Consider the following 21,534-nt stretch of genomic DNA (forward strand, 5'->3'; position numbering starts at 1 on the left):
TCCTTGGTCCCGCCCCGGGCCGGGGTTACGCTTCGGACGTCGCATCCACGCCGCTGACTGGAGGAAATAATGAAATGGGATCCCGTCAAATACGTGCAGTTCGGGGACTACCGTGACAGGCCCTACTTTGACCTGACGTCCCGGATCCACGCGGACGATCCCCGGCTGGTGGTGGACCTCGGCTGCGGCCCCGGGAACCTCACCGCCACGCTCGCGGAGCGCTGGCCCGACGCCCGGGTGGTGGGCCTGGATTCCTCCGAGGAGATGCTGGCGAAAGCAGACGCCTACGCGGACAAGTTCGCCAATCTCTCCTTCGGCGTGGCCGACATCGCCGCCTGGATGCCTTCTGAACAGACGGACGCTGTGGTCACCAACGCTGCCCTGCAGTGGGTTCCCGGCCACCGCGAGCTGCTGCCGCGCTGGCTCGCCGCCCTCAGGCCCGGCGCGTGGTTCGCCCTGCAGGTGCCCGGAAACTTCAACTCGCCCTCCCACACCCTGATGCGCGGGCTGGCGGAGTCCGGGGCCTGGGCCGGCCGGCTCGGCGGTGTGCTCCGCCATGACGACGTCGTCGGCGAAGCCGCCGAATACCTCGAGATCATGCTCGACGCCGGCTGCGACGCCGATGCCTGGGAAACCACGTACCTGCAGCTGCTCCCGGGCAAAAACCCGGTGCTGGAGTGGGTCCGGGGCACCGGGCTCCGGCCTGTGCTGGCCGCCCTGTCCGCCGAGGAAGCCGGCGAATTTGAGAGCGAATATTCCGCACGGCTGGCTGAGGCGTACCCCTCCGGGGCGCACGGGACGGTCTTCCCGTTCCGCCGGATATTTGCCGTGGCCCGCAAACGCGACTGAGCGGAGACGGGCTTCCGGACCCCCGTCTCCGGGCCCGGAAGCGTATGACAATCAACACCAGGCGGCTGGGCCTAGAATGACGAAGCGGCCCGGGGGGCGGCCGCCACACTGATTCTGGATCGGAGTCCTGATCCAGGGATGGAGGTTCGGTGCTTATTGGCCTGATGGGGCGCCTGCTGTCCGCCCATAAGGTGACCGTGCTGGCCATCGTTCTCCTCCAACTGGTGCAGTCCAGCGCCAACCTGCTTCTGCCCACCCTCAACGCCGCCATCATCGACGACGGGATTGTCGGCCGCAATACGGCGAAAATCCTGGACCTCGGCGTCTGGATGGCCGGGATCGCCGCGGTCCAGGTCGTGGCGGCGATCATCGCCGGCTACCTGGGCGCCGTCGTGGCCATGGACGTGGGCCGGCAGTTGCGCGAAGAGCTCTTCGCCAAGGTCCAGTCCTTGTCCTCCCAGGAGGTGGCCGTGTTCGGCGCCGCCAGCCTGGTCACGCGGGCCACCAACGACGTGGCCCAGATCCAGAACCTGGCCGTCCTGGTGTTCACCATGCTGGTCGCCGCCCCCGCCATCTTCCTCGGCGGGATTGCCCTGGCCATCCACCAGGACCTGGCCCTGTCAGGCATCGTTATCGCCGTGGTGCCGCTGCTCACCGTCATCATGGCCGTGATCGTGCGGCGCCTCGTTCCGTTGTACCGGGAGGGCCAGGGGCTGATCGACCGGATCAGCCGGGTACTGCGTGAGCAGATCATAGGAGCCAACGTCATCCGCGGCTTCGTCCGGCAGGGCCACGAGATCCGGCGGTTCAACGGCGCGAACCAGGACCTCACCCGGAACAACCTGCGCTCGGCCCTGCTCGTCGCCGGGATGATGCCGATGATCATGCTCGTGGTCAATCTGTCCTCCGTCGGCGTCGTCTGGTTCGGCGGGCACCGGATCGAGTCCGGCGAGATGCGGCTGGGAGCGCTGACGGCATTCATCGCCTACATCCTGCAGATCCTGATCGCCATCATGATGGCCATGTACGTCTTCATGACGGCCCCCCGCGCGGCTGCCTGCGCGGAACGGATCCAGGCGGTCCTGGACACGGTTCCGGCCATCGCGGACGGGCCCGGCCCGGACGGGCCCCGTCCGGCGGACAACACGGTGGAGTCCGGTGTGGATGGCCACGGCCCGAACGGCCCCGGTCCGGCGGACAACACGGTGGAGTTCCGCGACGTCGCGTTCGCCTACCCGGGCGCCGAAGCGCCAGTCCTCGCCGGCATCAGCTTCAAGGCGCTGCCCGGCACCACGACGGCCATCATCGGCGCCACCGGCAGCGGCAAGAGCACGCTGCTGAACCTGCTGCCGCGCTTCCTGAACACCACTGCCGGGAACATCACGATCGGGGGCCACGCGGTCCGTGCCCTGCCGCTGGAGGTGCTCCGCGGTCTCATCGGTCTGGTGCCACAACACTCCTACCTGTTTTCCGGGACGATCGCGGACAATCTCAGGATGGGGTCCCCCGCGGCCACCGACGAGGAACTCTGGGCTGCGCTCACCACGGCCCAGGCCGCGGGCTTCGTCCGCCAGCTGCCGCACGGACTGCAGTCCCCGGTGAGCCAGGGCGGCACGAATTTCTCCGGCGGCCAGCGGCAGCGGCTCTGCATTGCCCGCGCGCTGCTCCGGCGTGCCCCCGTCTACCTCTTCGACGACAGCTTCTCGGCGCTGGACTATGGCACCGATTACCGGCTGCGGGAGGCCATGAAACCGCTGCTGCGCTCTGCAACGGTACTGATCGTGGCCGAGCGGGTGGCCACGATCGTGGACGCCGGGCTGATCCTGGTGCTGGAAGGCGGCCGGATCGTGGCGCAGGGCACCCATCGGGAACTGATGGACGCCTCACCGAGCTACCAGGAGATCGCAGCCTCGCAGCTTGTGCTGGAGGAGACTCCGTGAGCCGCAAACCTGCCCTCGAAGACGAAGACGAAGACGAAGACGAGGCCGCAGACAAGGCCGGGGCCTGGGCTGCGCCCGTATCCTCGAAGGATTCCCCGGCCTCCACGGACGGCGGCGCCCGGACGGCCGGCCGGACGGCGGCCCCCGGGGCTGCCCGGTCCGGCCGCCGGGCCATTGGCCGGCTGCTCGGATTGCTCCGGCCGTCGAAGTGGCGGATGACCGGTGTCATCGCGGCCACCTGCGCCTTCGTGATCCTCAATGTGGCGGCCCCCAAGGCCCTGGGGGACGCCACCGACGTCGTGGTTGACGGCGTCGTGCGGGGCACCTTCAACGTGGGGAAGCTGGCGGCACTGCTCGCGGCTGTCTCCCTCATGTACCTGGGTGCCTCGGTCTTCAACTGGATCCAGGGCGCCCTGGCCGCCACGGCCGTCCAGCGTCTGGGCTTTGATCTCCGCTCCTCCGTCGAGGAGAAACTGCACGTACTGCCGTCCGGCCACTTCGACGAACAGCACCGGGGTGAGGTCCTGAGCCGCGCCACCAACGACGTCGACAACATCTCCCAGGCCCTGAACCAACTGCTGAACCAGTTGATCATGTCGCTGCTGATGCTCTCCGGGGCACTGGCCATGATGCTGTGGATCTCGCCGGTCCTGGCGGTGATCGCGCTGGTGTCCGTGCCGGTATCCGCCCTGATCACTGTCCTGGTGGCCCGGAAGTCGCAGGCATACTTCACCGAGCAGTGGGGGAGCACCGGCGAGCTGCACGCACAGCTGGAGGAATTCTTCACGGGGCACGAGGTGATCAAGGCCTTCGGCCGGCAGGAAGCCTCGGCGGCCAGCTTCAGGGAGAGCAACGGGAAACTCAGCCGCGCCAGTGCCCGCGCCCAGTACGTGTCGGGCGTGGTGCAGCCGCTGATGGTCTTCGTCTCGAACCTCAACTACGTCGCCGTCGCCGTGGTGGGGGCCCTCCAGGTCACGGCGGGCGCCATGACGATCGGCGGCATCCAGGCCTTCATCCAGTTCAGCCGCCTCTTCAGCCAGCCGATGGGCCAGATCGGCGGGATGCTGACCCTCATGCAGTCCTGCCTGGCTTCGGCTGAGCGGGTCTTTGCCCTGCTGGACGCCCCGGAGATTTCCCCCGACCAGGCGGCCGGGGCGGGGGATCCGCCGGCTGGCGCGGGGAAGCCACCGGCCGGCGGGACGACGCCGGCCGGCGGGACGGCGCCCGGGGCCGAAGGCCGCATCGCCTTCGAACACGTCACCTTCAGCTACAGCCCCGGTTCCCCCGTGGTCCAGGATCTGTCCTTTGCCGTGGAGCCGGGGCAGACGGTGGCGATCGTGGGCCCCACCGGCGCCGGCAAAACCACCGTGGTGAACCTCCTGATGCGGTTCTACGAACTGGACTCCGGCCGGATCACCGTCGACGGCACGGACATCGCGGAGATGCCCCGGGACCAGCTGCGCTCCGCCATCGGCACCGTGCTGCAGGACGCCTGGCTGTTCACGGGCAGCATCCGGGAGAACATCGAATACGGCAGGCCCGGCGCCAGCGAGGACGACGTCGTCGCCGCGGCGCAGGCCAGCCACGTGGACCAGTTCGTCCGCTCGCTGCCGGACGGCTACGCCACCCTGCTCGGCGACGACGGCGGCTCGCTCAGCCGGGGGCAGCGCCAGCTGGTCTCGATCGCGAGGGCGCAACTGGCAGGCCGCAGCATCCTGGTCCTGGACGAGGCCACGAGCTCGGTGGACAGCCGCACCGAGGTCCAAATCCGGCAGGCGATGCAGCGCCTCCGTCACGGCCGGACCAGCTTCGTGATTGCCCACCGCTTGTCCACCGTCCGGGACGCTGATCTAATTCTCGTCATGGACCACGGACGGATCGTTGAACACGGGACCCATCAGCAGCTGATGGCCAGGGGCGCGCTTTACACGGATCTCTACGGGGCCCAGTTCGCCGGCCGCGAACAGCGGGGCGGCCTGAGGATGCCGGAACAGTGAGCCCTACCGAGAACGTGGCGGACCGATTTCCCGGCGCCTGGAAGCCCAACCAGGCCAGCTCGGTGCCGTTGTTCGAACAGCTCCGGCTCAATGTCATCGAACGGGCGGACAACGGCACGCTGGCACCGGGAACCAGGCTGCCGGCAGTCCGCAGCCTCGCCGCCGAACTGGGCGTTGCCCCCCACACCGTGGCGCGGGCCTACAAGGAACTCGAGGCCGCCGGCGTCGTGATCACGCGGGGCCGGAACGGGACGGTGGTCTGCGCCCGGGACGAGGCCTGGGGCTCGCTCTCCGCCGCCGCCGCCGACTTCGCCGCCGCCGCGAAGGCCCAGGGCGCCAGCTTCGCCGCGGCCGTGCAACTGCTCGCCGCAGCGTACGACCGCGAATAGCACACAGCTAACACTCCCCGATAGCACACCTTGCCTGATTCTCCAGCCTGGGACACAGCCGGGAATAGATATTCGAAGAAGTTTTCGATTAGCATTGGTAGCGTGCCTAAAGCCGTAGCTGAAGATCCAGCCGTTGATGACCAGCCCGCCGTTCCGATGAGTACCGTTCCGATGGGCTCCGCAAAACCGGGCCGCGCGGCCGAATCCCGCCCCGAGGTGAAGCGTCCGGACATGTCCCGGCTCGTCGTCAAGGGCGCCCGCGAGCACAACCTGCGCAACGTGGACCTCGACCTGCCGCGGGACTCCATGATCGTCTTCACCGGGCTCTCCGGCTCCGGTAAGTCGTCCCTCGCCTTCGACACGATCTTCGCCGAGGGCCAGCGCCGCTACGTCGAGTCGCTCTCCGCCTACGCCCGGCAGTTCCTGGGACAGGTGGACAAGCCCGACGTCGACTTCATCGAAGGCCTCTCGCCCGCGGTGTCCATCGACCAGAAGTCCACCAGCAAGAACCCCCGCTCCACCGTGGGCACCATCACCGAGATTTACGATTACATGCGCCTCCTGTGGGCCCGCGTCGGCCGCCCGTATTGCCCTGTCTGCGGGGAGCCTGTCACGAAGCAGACCCCGCAACAGATCGTGGACCAGCTGCTGGAACTGCCGGAGGGCACCCGCTTCCAGGTCCTGGCCCCCGTGGTCCGCGGCCGCAAGGGTGAATTCGTCGAGCTGTTCAAGGAGCTCACGGCCAAGGGCTATTCACGCGCCCGGGTGGACGACAAGCTGATCCAGCTGAGCGATCCGCCCAAGCTCGGCAAGCAGTTCAAGCACACCATCGAGGTTGTGGTGGACCGCCTGGTGGTCAAGGAGGGCATCAGCCAGCGCCTCACCGACTCGGTGGAAACCGCGCTCGGGCTGGCCGAGGGCCGGATCCTGGCCGAATTCGTCGACCTCGACGAGGACGACCCGGAGCGGGTCAGGGCGTTCTCCGAGCACCTCGCCTGCCCCAACGAGCACCCGCTCGCGATTGACGAGATCGAGCCGCGCTCCTTCTCGTTCAACAACCCCTTCGGCGCCTGCTCCGCCTGCAGCGGCATCGGCACGAAGCTGGAGGTCGATGAGGAACTCATCATCCCGAACGGGGAACTCTCCCTGGCGGAGGGGGCCATCGCGCCCTGGTCCCTCGGGACGGCGACGTCGGAATACTGGGGCCGGCTGCTCGGCGGACTCGCCACGGAACTCGGCTTCTCGATGAAGACGTCGTGGGACAAGCTCTCCGAGGACACCCGCCAGACCGTGCTGCACGGCAAGGACCACAAGGTGGTGGTGCAGTACCGCAACCGCTTCGGCCGGGAACGCAAGTACAGCACCGGCTTCGAAGGCGTCATCCAGTACGTGCACCGCAAACACCTCGAAACCGACTCGGACAAGGCCCGGGACCGCTACGAGGAATACATGCGGCAGATCCCGTGCCCGGCCTGCAACGGCGCCCGGCTGAACCCGGCGTCGCTGTCCGTGCTGATCAACGGCAAGAACATCGCCGAGGTCGCCGCGCTGCCGATGCGCGAATGCGCGCACTTCCTGGACAACCTCGTGCTGACGGACCGCGAGGCCCAGATCGCGCACCAGGTCCTGAAGGAAATCCAGGCCCGGCTGACCTTCCTCCTCGACGTCGGCCTGGAATACCTGAACCTGGAGCGGCCCTCCGGCACGCTGTCCGGCGGCGAGGCCCAGCGCATCCGGCTCGCCACCCAGATCGGTTCCGGCCTCGTGGGCGTCCTTTACGTCCTGGACGAGCCGTCCATCGGGCTGCACCAGCGGGACAACCGCCGCCTCATCGAGACGCTCACCCGGCTGCGGGACCTCGGCAACACCCTGATCGTGGTGGAGCACGACGAGGACACCATCCAGGAAGCCGACTGGGTGGTGGACATCGGACCCGGCGCCGGCGAACACGGCGGCATGGTGGTGCACTCCGGGTCCTACAAGGAACTGCTGGAAAACACGGAATCGCTCACCGGCGATTACCTCTCCGGCCGCAGGCGGATCGAGATCCCGAAGAAGCGCCGCAAGTACGACAAGAAGCGGGAACTGAAGGTCATCGGCGCCAAGGAGAACAACCTCCTGAACGTGGATGCAACCTTCCCGCTGGGCCTCTTCACCGCGGTGACGGGCGTCAGCGGTTCCGGCAAGTCCACCCTCGTCAACGAGATCCTCTACAAGGTGCTGGCCAACAAGCTCAACGGCGCCAAGCAGGTGGCCGGACGGCACAAGTCCATCCAGGGCCTCGAGCACCTGGACAAGGTGGTGCACGTCGACCAGAGCCCCATCGGCCGCACGCCGCGCTCCAACCCGGCGACCTATACGGGTGTGTTCGACAACATCCGCAAGCTTTTCGCCGAGACCACCGAGGCCAAGGTCCGCGGCTACCAGCCGGGCCGGTTCTCCTTCAACGTCAAGGGCGGCCGCTGCGAGGCCTGCTCCGGTGACGGCACGCTGAAGATCGAAATGAACTTCCTGCCGGACGTCTACGTGCCCTGCGAGGTCTGCCACGGGGCGCGCTACAACCGGGAAACCCTGGAAGTCCACTACAAGGGCAAGACCATTGCCGATGTCCTGAACATGCCGATCGAGGAGGGCGCCGAGTTCTTCGCGGCGTTCTCGCCGATCGCCCGGCACCTGTCCACCCTCGTCGACGTCGGCCTCGGCTATGTCCGGCTGGGCCAGCCCGCCACCACGCTCTCCGGCGGCGAGGCCCAGCGCGTGAAGCTCGCGGCGGAACTGCAGAAGCGCTCCAACGGCCGCAGCGTCTACGTGCTGGACGAACCCACCACGGGCCTGCACTTCGAGGACATCCGGAAGCTCCTCCTGGTGCTCCAGGGCCTCGTGGAGAAGGGCAACACCGTCATCACGATCGAGCACAACCTCGACGTCATCAAGAGCGCCGACTGGATCGTGGATCTCGGGCCCGACGGCGGGTCCGGCGGCGGCCGCATCATCGCCTCCGGCACGCCGGAGCAGGTGGCCAAGTCGACAGAGAGCTACACGGCGGCCTTCCTCGCCGATATCCTGGCCTGAGCCCGACGCGCGATCTGCCGTGTGACGCGCACATGCCCCGGCGCTACCGGGAATTCCCGTAGCGCCGGGGCATTCCCTGTGTGTCAGCCGGGCGAAAAGCGCGGCCTGATGTATTCCCTTCGGGGTATGCGAGTTTCTGGCATTCCGGCACTCGTGAGAAACTAGGCCGGTGACCCAAACAACAGTGCCCGTGATCTTTGACCTGGACGGCACTCTTGTCGATCCCGCCGGGGGGATATCGGACGGAATCGCAGCGGCCCTCACGGAGCTCGGAATCGCCGTCCCCGGCAAAGCCCGGATGGACGCGATGATCGGGCCGAAACTCAGCCATTCCCTCACCGAGATCGCCGGGGTCCCGGCCGCGCAGCTGGAAAACGCTGTCCGGATCTACCGTGCGCACTACGTCTCCACCGGCATCGCGCAAGGCCGGCTCTACCCGGGCGTCCGGGAACTGCTGGAATCCTTCGTCGACGCCGGGCGTCCGGTCGCCGTCGCCACGCAGAAGCCGGAGGGGCTGGCACGGACCGTGCTGGAACACCATGGCATCGCGGCCCTCTTTCACACCATCCGCGGTTCCGCCGCCGATGAGGCCGGGGCCGCCGGCGGACCGTCCGGGAAGGCCGGCATCGTTGCCGCCGCCCTGTCCGACCTCCGCACGCCGTACGCCGTGATGGTGGGGGACCGCGCCCAGGACGTGGCCGGGGCAGCGGCCAACGGCCTTGAGTGCATCGGCGTCGGCTGGGGCTTTGCTGCCGACGGCGAACTCGACGAGGCAGGCGCCGTCGAGATTGTTCAGACCGCCACGGCCCTGCACGAGTCGATCATCAGGCGGGACGCTGCCCGCACCGCGACTCCGACGTCCGCCGCTTCGAGGTCCGCCGGTTCGACGTCGGTACCGGCGAGGACCGTCCCCACAACTGTTGCCCCGGACGAGGTGCCCACCGATGGCAATGTTTGATGCAATCCGCTGGACCACGCGGGGACTTGTCACCTCGACCTGCCGGCCCACCGTCATCGGTCTTGAAAACGTGCCCGCGGAGGGCCCGTTCATCGTGGCACCGAACCACCTCTCGTTCCTGGACAGCGTGATCGTCCAGGCCCTCATGCCGCGCCCCGTGGGGTTCTTCGCCAAGGCCGAGTACTTCACCACCCGCGGTGTCAAGGGCAAGGTCATGAAGTCCTTCTTCGAGGCCGTGGGCTCGATCCCGGTTGAGCGCGGCGAGCAGGCCGCCAGCGTTCAGGCGCTGAAGACGCTGCTGGCGATCCTGGACGAGGGCAAGGGCATCGGCATCTACCCCGAAGGGACCCGCTCCCGTGACGGCCTCCTGTACCGCGGCCGCACCGGCGTCGGCTGGCTCGCCCTGACCACGGGCGCCCCGGTGATCCCGGTCGGCCTGATCGGCACCGAGAACCTGCAGCCGGCGGACAGCAAATCCGTCAAGCCGCAGCACTTCACCATGAAGGTCGGCGAGCCGCTCTACTTCGATAAGACCGGACCGGACCATTCGCTGCCGGCACGCCGCCAGGCCACGGACCGCATCATGGACGCGATCGCGGAGCTCAGCGGCCAGGAGCGCTCCACGAGCTACAACCAGAGCAAAGCCGCGGAGTAGCCGCTGTCCCCGGCACCCCTGGCGCCTCAGTAGACTTGAAGCGTGGCAGATCCAGCGAGTTACCGACCCCAGACGGGTGAGATTCCAACCAACCCGGGCGTGTACCGCTTCCGCGACCCGCACGGCCGGATCATCTACGTCGGCAAGGCCAAGAACCTCCGTTCGCGGCTGAATTCTTACTTTGCCAACCCCGCCGGACTGCTGCCGAAGACGCATGCGATGGTCCACGCGGCCAGCAGCGTCGAATGGACCGTCGTCGGGAGCGAGCTCGAATCCCTGCAGCTGGAATACACCTGGATCAAGGAATTCAAGCCGCGTTTCAACGTCATGTTCCGGGATGACAAGAGCTACCCGTACCTCGCGGTCACCATGGGGGAGAAGTACCCCCGCGTCCAGGTGCTGCGCGGCGAACGCAAGAAGGGCACCCGCTACTTTGGCCCGTTCACCGCAGGTGCCATCCGGGACACCCTGGACACCCTGCTGCGCGTCTTCCCCGTCCGCAGCTGCAGCGCCGGTGTCCTGAAGCGGGCCGAGTCCAGCGGCAGGCCGTGCCTGCTCGGCTACATCGACAAGTGCGCGGCCCCCTGCGTGGGCCGCATCTCGGCCGAGGACCACCGCGCCCTGGCCGAGGACCTCTGCACCTTCATGGGCGGCGAAGCCAAACCCTTCGTCGCGAGGCTGGAAAAGGAGATGGCCGCCGCCGTCGCCGAGCTGGACTACGAGCGCGCCGCCCGCCTCCGGGACGACATCGTGGCACTCAAGAAGGTCTTCGAGCGCAACGCCGTGGTGCTGGCGGAGGGCACGGACGCGGACATCTTCGCCCTGCACGAGGACGAGCTCGAAGCCGCCGTGCAGGTGTTCCATGTCCGCGGCGGCCGGATCCGCGGCCAGCGCGGCTGGGTGGTGGAAAAGGTCGAGGACTCCACCACCCCGGACCTGGTGGAGCATCTCCTCCAGCAGGTGTACGGGGACGAAGCCGGCAGCCAGGGCCGGCTGCCCCGCGAGGTCCTGGTCCCAGCGGAACCCAGCAACGCGGCGCAGCTCGCGGAGTGGCTCAGCGGACTGCGGGGGGCCCGGGTGGACGTCCGCGTCCCGCAGCGCGGCGACAAAGCCACCCTCATGTCCACCGTCCGGGAGAACGCCGAACACGCCCTGAAGCTGCACAAGTCCCGGCGCGCCGGCGACCTGACCATGAGGTCCCAGGCACTGCAGGAACTGCAGGAGGCCCTGGACCTGCCCGTGGCGCTGATGCGGATCGAATGCTTCGACATCTCGCACGTCCAGGGCACCAATGTGGTCGGTTCCATGGTGGTGGTCGAGGACGGTCTGCCGAAGAAATCCGACTACCGGAAGTTCTCCGTCACCGGCGCCGCCGCGAATGACGACACGGCAGCCATGCATGACGTGCTGACCCGCCGGTTCCGGCATTATCTCCAGGAGAAGGCCGAGCAGGCGGAGGCGGCCCGGATGACGGGCCACCAGCCGGGCCACCGGGCGGCTGTGGAGGCTGCCGTGGCGGTCGCGCTTGCGGACACCACGACGCCGGCGCCGCGGACCAGGTTCGCCTACCCGCCGAACCTCGTGGTGGTCGACGGCGGCCAGCCCCAGGTCAACGCGGCAGCCCGTGCGCTGGCCGAGCTGGGGATCGAGGACGTGTACGTCGTCGGCCTGGCGAAGCGGCTCGAAGAGGTCTGGCTGCCGGACAGCGACTTCCCGGTGATCCTGCCGCGTGCCTCGGCCGGGCTGTACCTGCTGCAGCGCGTCCGCGACGAGGCACACCGCTTCGCGATCTCCTTCCACCGGCAGAAACGCGGCAAGGCCATGACCGTGTCCGCGCTCGACGCCGTGCCTGGCCTCGGCGACTCCAAGCGCAAGGCGCTCCTGGCGCAGTTCGGCTCGGTCAAGAGCATCAAGGCGGCGACGGCGGATGAACTCACGGTCGCCAAGGGGATCGGGCCGTCCCTGGCCTCGGCGATCGTGCGCCACTTCAATGCGGAGGACGGGTCCGAGGCCGCCACCGTACCCGCCATCAATATGACAACGGGCGAAATCCTCGAAACTTAGCTAGTGGTCATTTTCGTAAATTCGTCGTGGGTTCAGAGGGCCAGGACCGCTTCGGGTCGGGAGGACATGCCCATTCGTCGCGCCCGGGACCGGACACAATCGCAAAATGTCCATCTGCCGGCACCGGCGGAGGGCATGTCCGGATCCCGGGAGCATTTGCGGTGGCTCCGCTGCGGGATCGGCTACTCTCCGGAGGACCGCCCAGTCCTCGCGCCCGGGACCGGCGACACCGTGACGTTCCCTGGCCGGATACTGGGCACGTGGACGCGGGCAGTCAGCGTGACGTTCCTCCCCGGTTGCTTCGGCGCCGCGCGCAAACCGCCCGCGGGAATCCGAGGTTCGCCACGGCAGGCAGGCGGTCGGGCGGCAAGCAACCGGGCAGGAACGTCACGGCAGGGGTGCGTGGGGCGTTTCCGGTGGCCGGACCGGGCGTCGGGCTACTTCCCGGGAGGACATGCCCAATCCTCGCGCCCGGGACCGGGCACAACCGGAGCCGTCCATCCGCCGACCCCGGCGCGCGGCATGCCCTTGAGCCCGGCCACCCCGCCGCCTGGACCTAAACCCCCGGCGAACTAACGAAAATGCCTACTAGCCTGAGGCAAACTTAGCTGGCTAGCTAGGCGACGTCTGCGCCGTTATCGGCGTCTTTCCTATCGCTCTCCGCCGCCTCGTCTACCGCCAATGGTGCCGTAGGCGCCGAAAAGTTAGCGGCGTCTGACTGCCTCCGGACACTACCCGGTCCGGCGCCTCCGGAGTCTGGACTTCCGGTATGTCCAGAATCCTGGTAATTGAGGATGACCAAACCATTGGCGGCATTCTGGTGTCCGCGTTGAGCGCCAACGGCTATACCGTCCAGTGGCAGCTGAACGGTGGCGGCGGGTTGGCTGAGGCCGCGGCCGCGGGAGCCGATCTGGTGCTGTTGGATCTGGGGTTGCCGGACGGCGACGGTTTCGGTTTCTGCCGGGAACTTCGGAGCATTTTGCCTGGCGCCGGCATTGTGGTTTTGACGGCGCGGAGGGAGGTCCTGGATGTGGTCTTCGGGCTGGAGTCCGGCGCCGATGATTATCTGACGTAGCCGTTTCGGGTCATCGAGCCCATCACCTGAATCAAGGAAGGTGCGCGGCTGATGAGGACGGATCCGATCACCCCGCTGGGGTAGTGCACCCCGGGATACCGGTTTCAGCAGAGGACGCCCCAGTCGAACGCCGACATTGAGCAGCCGATCAGTGGTCTTCACGGTTCCCCGTCAAGTTCTTCCATCCCATTGCAGGCGTCCTGGTAGGAGATTTCGCCGTTCCGCCATGCCCGTTCCAGCCCGCTGGCCATGCGCTTCCTGTAAGTGCTCCCGGTTGGTCCTGGCAGGCCGTCGAAATGATCGAAGCGAGAGCAATTGAGATGGGGGTCCCTGGTGATCAGATGCCGACGGATCATCGTTCGGAACCAGCTGCCCAAGTGCGGGGACCGGTGTTCGTAGTCTCTGGTATCGACCAAGTACATGCCTTCATGCTCCAACTGCCGGCTGGGAGGACCATGAACATTTACTGGGTGATCGGCGGTAGAGGCGTTGCCCGGCTGGTACCGGATGCCGCTGCTGGGACATCCGGACATGAACACCGCACTGCCGCCCGCAAGGCCCGCGTGCACTCGGCCCGCGGTTCCCCGGCCAAAGCCTGGAAGACAACGCCGGTGAAGATGGGTCTCCAGACCGTAAATCGCGTTCGGCAGTGACCCGAAGGTGTCCCTTGCGCAGCCCAGCAGCCCGGCTGCCTCCTGCCCACAACGGAAGTCATATCGAGGTAAGACCATAAAAGCCGCGCCAACGCTGGGCGAAATCCTCGAAACTTAGCTAGCCCCTGCAAACTTAGCTAGGGTAAGGACTTGGGAAACGGCACATTCGGTTGCGGCGGACGCCGCAGGGCCGTGACAACACAGACGTGAAAACACAGACGTGACAACTAAGACGTGACAACAAAGAATTTCGCAGCAGAACGGGGCTTCACAGATGGCAGAGTCAACGGCAGGATCCGGCACGGAGACGGACGGCATGACGCCGGTCAAACCCGTCGAGGCGGAACTGCTGGTGGTGACCGGGATGTCGGGAGCAGGCCGGAGCACAGCATCGGACGCGCTGGAGGACCACGGCTGGTACGTCGTGGAGAACCTCCCGCCGCAGATGCTCGGCACCCTGGCCGAACTCGTCTCCCATGCGCCCGGCTCCATTTCAAAGCTCGCCGTCGTGATGGACGTCCGCGGCAAGGAGCTCTTCCCGGACATCCGCGCCGCCCTCCGCAACCTTGAGGCCAGTGGCGTCACCTTCCGCGTACTCTTCCTCGACGCGAACGACGACGTCCTGGTCCGCCGTTTCGAACAGGGCCGGCGGCCGCACCCGCTGCAGGGCGGCGGCAGGATCCTCGACGGGATCGCCGCCGAACGCGAGCTGCTGCACGAGCTCCGGACCTCCTCGGACATTGTGCTGGACACCTCGGCCCTGAACGTGCACGGACTGGCTACCGCGATCACGGAGCTGTTCAGCGAAACCGGCCCCGTCGCGCTGCGCCTGAACGTCATGAGCTTCGGCTTCAAGTACGGCCTTCCCGTGGACGCCAACTTCGTCGCGGACGCCCGCTTCATTCCGAACCCGCACTGGGTCCCGGCGCTGCGCCCGCACACCGGCCTGGATCAGGACGTGAGCGATTACGTGCTTGAGGCCCAGGGGGTCAGCAACTTCGTCGAGCGCTACGTCCTGGCCCTGGAACCGGTCCTGGACGGCTACCGGCGCGAGAACAAGCACTACGCAACGATCGCCATCGGCTGCACCGGCGGGAAGCACCGCTCGGTGGCGGTCGCCGTCGAGCTTTCCCGCCGGCTCGCGCAGTATCCGCGCGTCACCGTGACCACGACGCACCGGGACCTGGGCCGCGAATAATGGCGCTGCTCACCGGGCCCCTGCCGCTCGTCCCGCCGGCCAGCGCCGCCTTCGCCAGCCAGCAGGACAAGGGTCCTTCCGTGGTGGCCCTCGGCGGCGGCCATGGCCTGTCCGCTTCGCTGTCCGCCCTGCGCCTGCTCACCTCCGAACTGACCGCTATCGTCACCGTGGCGGACGACGGCGGCTCCTCGGGGCGGCTGCGCGAGGAGTACGGCGTCCTCCCGCCCGGCGACCTCCGGATGGCACTCTCGGCGCTGTGCGACGACACGGACTGGGGCCGCACCTGGCGTGACGTCATGCAGCACCGCTTCGTGCCGGGCAAGGGCCGCGGCGGTTCGCTCGACGAACACGCCATGGGCAACCTGCTGATCGTGACTCTTTGGGAGCTCCTCGGCGATACCGTGGCCGGCCTCAAGTGGGCGGGTGCCCTGCTGGGCGCCCGCGGCGAGGTCCTGCCGATGTCGAGCGTGCCGCTCACCATCGAAGGCCAGGTCCGCGTCACCGCGCCGGACGGCACCTCGGTGCTGCAGACCCTCAGCGGGCAGGCGAAATGCGCTGTGGCCGGGTCGCTGGAGCGGGTCCGCCTGCTGCCCGAGGACGCCCCGGCCTGCATCGAGGCCCTCACCGCCATTGAACTGGCGGACTGGGTGATCCTAGGCCCGGGGTCCTGGTACACCTCGGTGCTGCCGCACCTGCTGCTGCCGGAAATGCGGGAAGCGCTGTGCAACACCGCGGCCCGCCGCTGCCTCACCATGAACCTGGCCACCGACACCAAGGAAACCCTGGGGATGACCGCCGCCGACCATCTGCGCGTGCTGCGCCAGTACGCCCCGGAGTTCACGGTGGACGTCGTCCTGGCCGATCCGGCGTCGGTCCCGGACCTCCGCGAGTTCGAACGGGCGGCCGGGATGCTGGGTGCCGAGGTGGTGTTGGGTAAAGTGGGGGCGTCGAGCCGCCGGCCGATCCACGACCCGCTGCGTCTGGCAACGGCTTACCATGACATTTTCGGGAACAGTTAAGAAAGGTGCCATGGCACTGACAGCATCAGTCAAGGAAGAACTTTCCCGGCTGGACATCAAGAAGTCCTCGGTCCGTAAGGCTGAAGTGTCGGCCATGCTCCGCTTCGCCAGCGGACTGCACATCATCTCCGGCCGGATCGTGATCGAGGCCGAAGTCGACCTCGCCTCGACCGCCCGCCGGCTGCGCGCGGCCATCGCCGAGGTCTACGGGCATCAGAGTGAAATCATCGTCGTCTCCGGCGGGGGACTGCGCCGCGGCAGCCGCTACGTGGTCCGGGTGGTGCGCGACGGCGAGGCCCTGGCCCGCCAGACCGGCCTCCTTGACGCCCGCGGGCGCCCGGTCCGCGGCCTCCCCTCGGCGGTGGTGAACGGTTCCGCCTCCGACGCCGAGGCAGTGTGGCGCGGGGCCTTCCTCGTCCATGGTTCCCTCACCGAACCCGGACGCTCCTCCGCCATGGAGGTCACCTGCCCCGGGCCGGAATCGGCACTGGCCCTCGTCGGCGCGGCGCGCCGCCTCGGCATCCAGGCCAAGGCCCGCGAGGTCAGGGGAGTGGACCGCGTCGTGATCCGCGACGGCGACACCATCGCCGCGCTGCTGACCCGGATGGGCGCGCACGACGCGCTGATGGTCTGGGAAGAACGCCGGATGCGCAAGGAAGTCCGGGCCACCGCCAACAGGCTGGCCAACTTCGACGACGCCAACCTGCGCCGCTCGGCGCAGGCCGCAGTGGCCGCGGGGGCCCGCGTGGACCGTGCCCTGGAGATCCTCGGCGACGACGTCCCGGAGCACCTCAAGTACGCGGGCGAACTGCGCGTGGCGCACAAACAGGCCAGCCTGGACGAGCTCGGCAGGATTGCCGATCCCGTGATGACGAAGGACGCCATGGCCGGCCGGATCCGGCGGCTCCTGGCCATGGCGGACAAACGGGCCCAGGACCTTGGCATCCCCGGCACGGAGGCCAATGTGACTCCGGACATGCTGGACGAGTAGCCTCTCCCGCAGAAACAATTGCCGAATCGGATCCAGACGGCGGAAATACCTCAGCGACGCCGGAGGTTATGCCCACCGGATTCCGGATTCCCCACAACTGTCCGGGTGACATACCATCCGGATGCACCATCCGAGAGTTACCGAACCGGACAACCCGTCCACGACATTGGAGGACTTTGTGACCGAGTACGTACTGCCAGACCTCGATTATGACTATGCCGCGCTGGAGCCCCACATTTCCGCGAGGATCATGGAGCTGCACCACAGCAAGCACCATGCCGCCTACGTGACGGGCGCCAACAACGCCCTGGCCCAGCTCGCCGAAGCCCGCGGGAAGGGCGACTTCGCCAACATCAACCGGCTGTCCAAGGACCTCGCCTTCCACACCGGTGGCCACATCAACCACTCCGTGTTCTGGAAGAACCTTTCCCCGGACGGCGGCGACAAGCCCGAGGGCGAGCTCGCGGCCGCCATCGACGACGCGTTCGGCTCCTTTGACGCCTTCCGCGCCCAGTTCAGCGCGGCGGCCCTCGGCCTGCAGGGTTCCGGCTGGGGTTTCCTGGCCTACGAGCCGATCGGCGGAAACCTCGTGATCGAGCAGCTCTACGACCAGCAGGGCAACGTCGCGCTGGGCACCACCCCGCTGCTGATGCTGGACATGTGGGAGCACGCCTTCTACCTGGACTACGTCAACGTCAAGGCAGACTATGTCAAGGCCTTCTGGAACATCGTCAACTGGGCCGACGTCGCCAAGCGGTTCGACGGGGCCCGCAGGAACGCCACCGGGCTCATTACCCTCTAAGGGTGGTGTAGTGCACATCCGGTTGTAACAAAGCTCACATTTCGCGCCGTTGAGGCCGAATCGTGGACGGCCTGCCCCCGCACTTGCGGGGGCAGGCTTAGTTAAACGTAAGATAGGTCACGGAAGGCGGTTAGCCTTCAGCAATGTGGCTGGTCGCCCTCCGATCTGGTAATCATCTCTGCCCAATGGCGTGCGGGATCTGTTAGTTGGCTTGAACGCCCGACTCAACTAGTCGTGCTTGCAAAAGCACCAAGGAGACTGAAAACGTGACCACCCGTATTGGTATCAACGGCTTCGGCCGCATCGGCCGCAACTACTTCCGCGCCGCCCTGGCCCAGGGGGCAGACCTGGAGATCGTTGCCGTCAACGACCTCACCAGCCCGGAAGCCCTCGCCCACCTGCTCAAGTACGACTCCGTCGGCGGGCGCCTGCAGGAGACCATCGAGGTCAAGGACGGCAACATCGTCGTCGACGGCAACATCATCAAGGTCCTCGCCGAGCGCGATCCGGCCAAGCTGCCCTGGGGCGAGCTGGGCGTCGACGTCGTCATCGAGTCCACCGGCTTCTTCACCAAGGCCTCGGACGCGCAGAAGCACATCGACGCCGGCGCCAAAAAGGTCCTGATCTCCGCTCCGGCCTCGGGTGAGGACATCACGATCGTGATGGGCGTCAACCACGAGCTCTACGACCCGGCAGCGCACCACATCATCTCCAACGCGTCCTGCACCACCAACTGCCTCGGCCCGCTGGCCAAGGTCATCAACGATTCGTTCGGCATCGAGCGCGGCCTGATGACCACCATCCACGCCTACACCGCCGACCAGAACCTGCAGGACGGCCCGCACAAGGACCTCCGCCGCGCCCGCGCCGCCGCCATCAACCTGGTCCCCACCTCCACGGGTGCGGCCAAGGCAATCGGCCTGGTCCTGCCGGAGCTCAAGGGCAAACTCGACGGCTACGCCATCCGCGTCCCGGTCCCGACCGGTTCGGCCACGGACCTCACCGTCACCGTGTCCCGCGAAACCACGGTCGCGGAAGTCAACGCCGCCCTCAAGGCAGCTTCCGAGACCGAGGCGCTCCAGGGCCTGCTGACCTACACCGACGAGCCGATCGTCTCCTCGGACATCGTCGGCGACCCGGCGTCGTCGATCTTCGACTCCGGCCTTACCAAGGTGATCGGCAACCAGGTCAAGGTTGTTGCCTGGTATGACAACGAATGGGGCTACTCGAACCGCCTCGTGGACCTGACGGAGCTTGTCGCAGCCAAGCTGGGCTAGGGTAAGACACATGACATTCCACACCCTCAACGAACTGATCGCTGATGGTGTCCGCGGGCGGTACGTTCTGGTCAGAAGTGACCTGAACGTGCCGCTCGACGGCTCTACAGTGACTGACGACGGCCGCATCAAGGCCTCCCTGCCAGTGCTGGCGAAGCTTACGGACGCCGGTGCCCGCGTGCTGGTCACGGCGCACCTCGGCCGCCCCAAGGGCGCCCCGGAAGAGAGGTACTCGCTCAAGCCCGCTGTGTCGCGGCTGGCCGAGCTTGCCTCGTTCAAGGTCTCCCTCGCGAAGGACACCGTCGGCGACTCGGCGAAGGAACTCGCCGCGGCGCTGCTGGACGGCGAAGCCCTCGTGCTGGAGAACGTGCGCTTCGACGCCCGCGAAACGTCCAAGGACGACGCCGAGCGTGGCGCCTTCGCGGATGAGCTGGTGGCCCTCACCGGAGCCAGCGGCGCCTTCGTGGACGATGCCTTTGGCGCCGTGCACCGCAAGCATGCCAGCGTGTACGACGTCGCGGCCCGGCTGCCGTCCTACCAGGGCGACCTGGTCCGCACGGAGGTCGAGGTGCTGCGCAAGCTCACCACCGACACCCAGCGCCCCTACGTGGTGGTGCTCGGCGGTTCCAAGGTCTCGGACAAGCTCGCCGTGATCGACAACCTGATCGGCAAGGCGGACACCATCCTGGTCGGCGGCGGCATGCTGTTCACCTTCCTCGCCGCGGCGGGCCACAAGGTGGCTGGCAGCCTGCTGGAAGAGGACCAGATTCCGGTGGTCCAGGACTACCTCAAGCGCGCCGCGGACGCCGGAACCGAATTCGTGGTCCCCACCGACGTAGTGGTGGCCAGCAAGTTCGCCGCCGACGCGGACCACGAGACGGTCCGGGCGGAGGCGATCGAGGACAGCAGCTTCGGCCCCCGGGGGATCGGCCTGGACATCGGCCCCGAGTCGGCAGCGGCCTTCGCGGAACGTATCAAGGGTGCCAGGACGGTGTTCTGGAACGGTCCGATGGGCGTCTTCGAGTTCCCGGCATTCGCGGCCGGCACCCGCGCGATCGCCCGGTCGCTCACGGAGACGGAGGCGTTCACGGTCGTCGGCGGCGGCGACTCCGCAGCGGCAGTCCGGACCCTCGGCTTCGCCGATGACCAGTTCGGCCACATTTCCACCGGCGGCGGCGCCAGCCTGGAATACCTTGAAGGCAAGGAACTCCCCGGACTGACCGTCCTGGACCGCTAAGCAATCCAGCCGGCGGCGCGCCCGTACCGCACAACGCGGGTCCGCAACTATTCGGGCGCGCTGCCGGCTGCTTCGCTGACTGATTCTTTCGACCTGCTTCTTTCGATCCGCCTCTTTCGATCCGCACCTCTTTGGAGACCATGTGACAACGTCAACCAACGGCACGTTTGACCGCACGCCCCTCATCGCAGGCAACTGGAAGATGAACATGGACCATGTCCAGGGCATCACCCTCCTGCAGAAGCTGGCCTGGACACTGTCCGACGCCAAGCAGGACTACAGCCGGGTGGAGGTTGCCGTCTTCCCGCCGTTCACGGACCTCCGCGGCGTCCAGACCCTCGTCCAGGGCGATGAGCTGAAGCTTGTCTACGGCGGCCAGGATCTTTCCCCGTCCGACTCCGGCGCGTACACCGGAGACATCTCCGGGCAGTTCCTCGCCAAGCTCGGCTGCCAGTACGTCCTCGTGGGCCACAGCGAACGCCGCACCCACCACCAGGAGTCCGATGAGCTGCTGAACGCCAAGACCAAGGCCGCCTTCCGCCACGGCCTCACGCCCGTGCTCTGCGTCGGCGAAGGCCTCGAAATCCGGCAGGCGGGCACCCACGTCGAGCACAGCCTCACCCAGCTCCGCGCCGACGTCGCAGGCCTCACGCCGGAGCAGGCCGCCGAGCTCGTGGTCGCCTATGAGCCGGTCTGGGCCATCGGAACCGGCGAGGTCGCCGGTGCCGGGGATGCGCAGGAAATGTGCGCCGCCATCCGCGCCGAGCTGTCCACCCTCTTCGGTGCGGACGTCGCCGCCAAGGCCCGGCTGCTCTACGGCGGCTCGGTCAAGGCCAACAACGCGGCGTCCATCCTCAAGGAACGCGACGTGGACGGATTGCTTGTCGGCGGTGCCAGCCTTGATGCTGCCGAGTTTGCTAATATTGTGAGGTTCGAGAGTCACCTGCTGACGGATTAGTCCGGACGCAGGCTTGGCCCCCGCAATCCAATTCTTCTGAAAGGCCGTCGTGGACGTTCTTCATGTCATTCTGCAGGTTCTTCTGGGCATCACCAGCCTCCTGCTGACCTTGCTCATCCTGCTCCACAAGGGACGTGGCGGCGGTCTGTCCGACATGTTCGGTGGCGGCATGAGCTCGGGACTCAGCTCCTCCGGCGTTGCCGAGCGGAACCTCAACCGCTTCACGATCATCCTGGGTGTCACCTGGGGCGTCGTGATCATCGCCCTCGGGCTGCTGATGCGGTTCAGCACCGGGGCCGACTCCTAGCCCGCCTTCCCAAAAACTTGATAAGGGGTCCTTCTGGCCCTCCCGGCATCGGGAACTCCAAACTACACTGTGGTGATTGCATGCGCATTCCGT

17 protein-coding genes are annotated in these 21,534 nt (G+C 67.2%); all 17 read left to right on the forward strand.

The annotated features are described in order from the left end of the window. Window positions 1-69: 69 nt before the first annotated feature. The 17 genes from ABIB26_RS08195 to secG all read left to right on the forward strand — a co-directional run bounded on the left by ABIB26_RS08195 (window position 70) and on the right by secG (window position 21,441). A complete protein-coding gene (locus ABIB26_RS08195) occupies window positions 70-849 on the forward strand; it encodes a trans-aconitate 2-methyltransferase (protein ID WP_354241244.1) in 780 nt (259 codons plus the stop codon). A gap of 164 nt (window positions 850-1,013) precedes the next feature. Continuing rightward, the gene (locus ABIB26_RS08200) at window positions 1,014-2,789 is read left to right on the forward strand and encodes an ABC transporter ATP-binding protein (protein WP_354241383.1); all 1,776 of its coding nucleotides are present in this window, start codon (window positions 1,014-1,016) and stop codon (window positions 2,787-2,789) included. A 215-nt stretch (window positions 2,790-3,004) separates the two neighbouring features. Further along, a complete protein-coding gene (locus ABIB26_RS08205) occupies window positions 3,005-4,786 on the forward strand; it encodes an ABC transporter ATP-binding protein (protein ID WP_354241385.1) in 1,782 nt (593 codons plus the stop codon). Further along, complete coding sequence (locus ABIB26_RS08210; protein WP_354241245.1) at window positions 4,783-5,175, forward strand: GntR family transcriptional regulator; 393 nt, start codon at window positions 4,783-4,785, stop codon at window positions 5,173-5,175. Before ABIB26_RS08205 ends, ABIB26_RS08210 begins: the two co-directional genes overlap by 4 nt. A 171-nt stretch (window positions 5,176-5,346) precedes the next feature. After that, on the forward strand, window positions 5,347-8,247 hold the full coding sequence (gene uvrA / locus ABIB26_RS08215; RefSeq protein WP_354241387.1) for an excinuclease ABC subunit UvrA: 2,901 nt from the start codon (window positions 5,347-5,349) through the stop codon (window positions 8,245-8,247). Window positions 8,248-8,416: 169 nt separating this feature from the next. Then, window positions 8,417-9,205, forward strand: coding sequence for an HAD hydrolase-like protein (locus ABIB26_RS08220; protein WP_354241247.1), 789 nt, complete (start codon window positions 8,417-8,419; stop codon window positions 9,203-9,205). Further along, window positions 9,192-9,860 carry a lysophospholipid acyltransferase family protein gene (locus ABIB26_RS08225; protein ID WP_354241249.1) on the forward strand — a complete coding sequence of 223 codons (669 nt, stop codon included), beginning with the start codon at window positions 9,192-9,194 and terminating at the stop codon, window positions 9,858-9,860. The genes ABIB26_RS08220 and ABIB26_RS08225 overlap by 14 nt, the downstream gene beginning before the upstream one ends. Window positions 9,861-9,902: 42 nt before the next feature. Continuing rightward, window positions 9,903-11,924 carry an excinuclease ABC subunit UvrC gene (gene uvrC, locus ABIB26_RS08230; RefSeq protein WP_354241250.1) on the forward strand — a complete coding sequence of 674 codons (2,022 nt, stop codon included), beginning with the start codon at window positions 9,903-9,905 and terminating at the stop codon, window positions 11,922-11,924. A gap of 769 nt (window positions 11,925-12,693) precedes the next feature. Beyond that, window positions 12,694-12,999 carry a response regulator transcription factor gene (locus ABIB26_RS08235; protein WP_354241252.1) on the forward strand — a complete coding sequence of 102 codons (306 nt, stop codon included), beginning with the start codon at window positions 12,694-12,696 and terminating at the stop codon, window positions 12,997-12,999. 927 nt (window positions 13,000-13,926) lie between these two features. After that, window positions 13,927-14,850 (forward strand): RNase adapter RapZ, encoded by a 924-nt coding sequence (gene rapZ, locus ABIB26_RS08240; protein WP_354241254.1) that lies wholly within the window; start codon window positions 13,927-13,929, stop codon window positions 14,848-14,850. Continuing rightward, complete coding sequence (locus ABIB26_RS08245; protein WP_354241256.1) at window positions 14,850-15,869, forward strand: gluconeogenesis factor YvcK family protein; 1,020 nt, start codon at window positions 14,850-14,852, stop codon at window positions 15,867-15,869. The genes rapZ and ABIB26_RS08245 overlap by 1 nt, the downstream gene beginning before the upstream one ends. A 10-nt stretch (window positions 15,870-15,879) precedes the next feature. After that, window positions 15,880-16,860 (forward strand): DNA-binding protein WhiA, encoded by a 981-nt coding sequence (gene whiA, locus ABIB26_RS08250; protein ID WP_354241257.1) that lies wholly within the window; start codon window positions 15,880-15,882, stop codon window positions 16,858-16,860. A 178-nt stretch (window positions 16,861-17,038) separates the two neighbouring features. After that, a complete protein-coding gene (locus ABIB26_RS08255) occupies window positions 17,039-17,662 on the forward strand; it encodes a superoxide dismutase (protein ID WP_354241259.1) in 624 nt (207 codons plus the stop codon). A gap of 266 nt (window positions 17,663-17,928) precedes the next feature. Next, a complete protein-coding gene (gene gap, locus ABIB26_RS08260) occupies window positions 17,929-18,939 on the forward strand; it encodes a type I glyceraldehyde-3-phosphate dehydrogenase (protein ID WP_354241261.1) in 1,011 nt (336 codons plus the stop codon). 10 nt (window positions 18,940-18,949) lie between these two features. Then, window positions 18,950-20,176 carry a phosphoglycerate kinase gene (locus ABIB26_RS08265; protein WP_354241263.1) on the forward strand — a complete coding sequence of 409 codons (1,227 nt, stop codon included), beginning with the start codon at window positions 18,950-18,952 and terminating at the stop codon, window positions 20,174-20,176. Between the two features lie 142 nt (window positions 20,177-20,318). Then, window positions 20,319-21,134, forward strand: coding sequence for a triose-phosphate isomerase (gene tpiA / locus ABIB26_RS08270; protein ID WP_354241265.1), 816 nt, complete (start codon window positions 20,319-20,321; stop codon window positions 21,132-21,134). A 49-nt stretch (window positions 21,135-21,183) separates the two neighbouring features. Next, entirely contained in the window at window positions 21,184-21,441 is a 258-nt protein-coding gene (gene secG / locus ABIB26_RS08275; RefSeq protein ID WP_120950437.1) for a preprotein translocase subunit SecG, read from the forward strand. Window positions 21,442-21,534 lie beyond the last annotated feature (93 nt).

The sequence above is a fragment of the Arthrobacter sp. UYEF20 genome, from assembly GCF_040546335.1.
Classification (GTDB): domain Bacteria; phylum Actinomycetota; class Actinomycetes; order Actinomycetales; family Micrococcaceae; genus Arthrobacter.

What these genes read in the sequence shown, in the direction of transcription:
- ABIB26_RS08195 (WP_354241244.1), top strand. Translation starts at nt 70, where the DNA reads ATGAAATGGGATCCCGTCAAATACGTGCAGTTCGGGGACTACCGTGAC.
- ABIB26_RS08200 (WP_354241383.1), top strand. Translation starts at nt 1,014, where the DNA reads ATGGGGCGCCTGCTGTCCGCCCATAAGGTGACCGTGCTGGCCATCGTT.
- ABIB26_RS08205 (WP_354241385.1), top strand. Translation starts at nt 3,005, where the DNA reads ATGACCGGTGTCATCGCGGCCACCTGCGCCTTCGTGATCCTCAATGTG.
- uvrA (WP_354241387.1), top strand. Translation starts at nt 5,347, where the DNA reads ATGGGCTCCGCAAAACCGGGCCGCGCGGCCGAATCCCGCCCCGAGGTG.
- ABIB26_RS08225 (WP_354241249.1), top strand. Translation starts at nt 9,192, where the DNA reads ATGGCAATGTTTGATGCAATCCGCTGGACCACGCGGGGACTTGTCACC.
- ABIB26_RS08235 (WP_354241252.1), top strand. Translation starts at nt 12,694, where the DNA reads ATGTCCAGAATCCTGGTAATTGAGGATGACCAAACCATTGGCGGCATT.
- rapZ (WP_354241254.1), top strand. Translation starts at nt 13,927, where the DNA reads ATGGCAGAGTCAACGGCAGGATCCGGCACGGAGACGGACGGCATGACG.
- ABIB26_RS08245 (WP_354241256.1), top strand. Translation starts at nt 14,850, where the DNA reads ATGGCGCTGCTCACCGGGCCCCTGCCGCTCGTCCCGCCGGCCAGCGCC.
- whiA (WP_354241257.1), top strand. Translation starts at nt 15,880, where the DNA reads ATGGCACTGACAGCATCAGTCAAGGAAGAACTTTCCCGGCTGGACATC.
- ABIB26_RS08265 (WP_354241263.1), top strand. Translation starts at nt 18,950, where the DNA reads ATGACATTCCACACCCTCAACGAACTGATCGCTGATGGTGTCCGCGGG.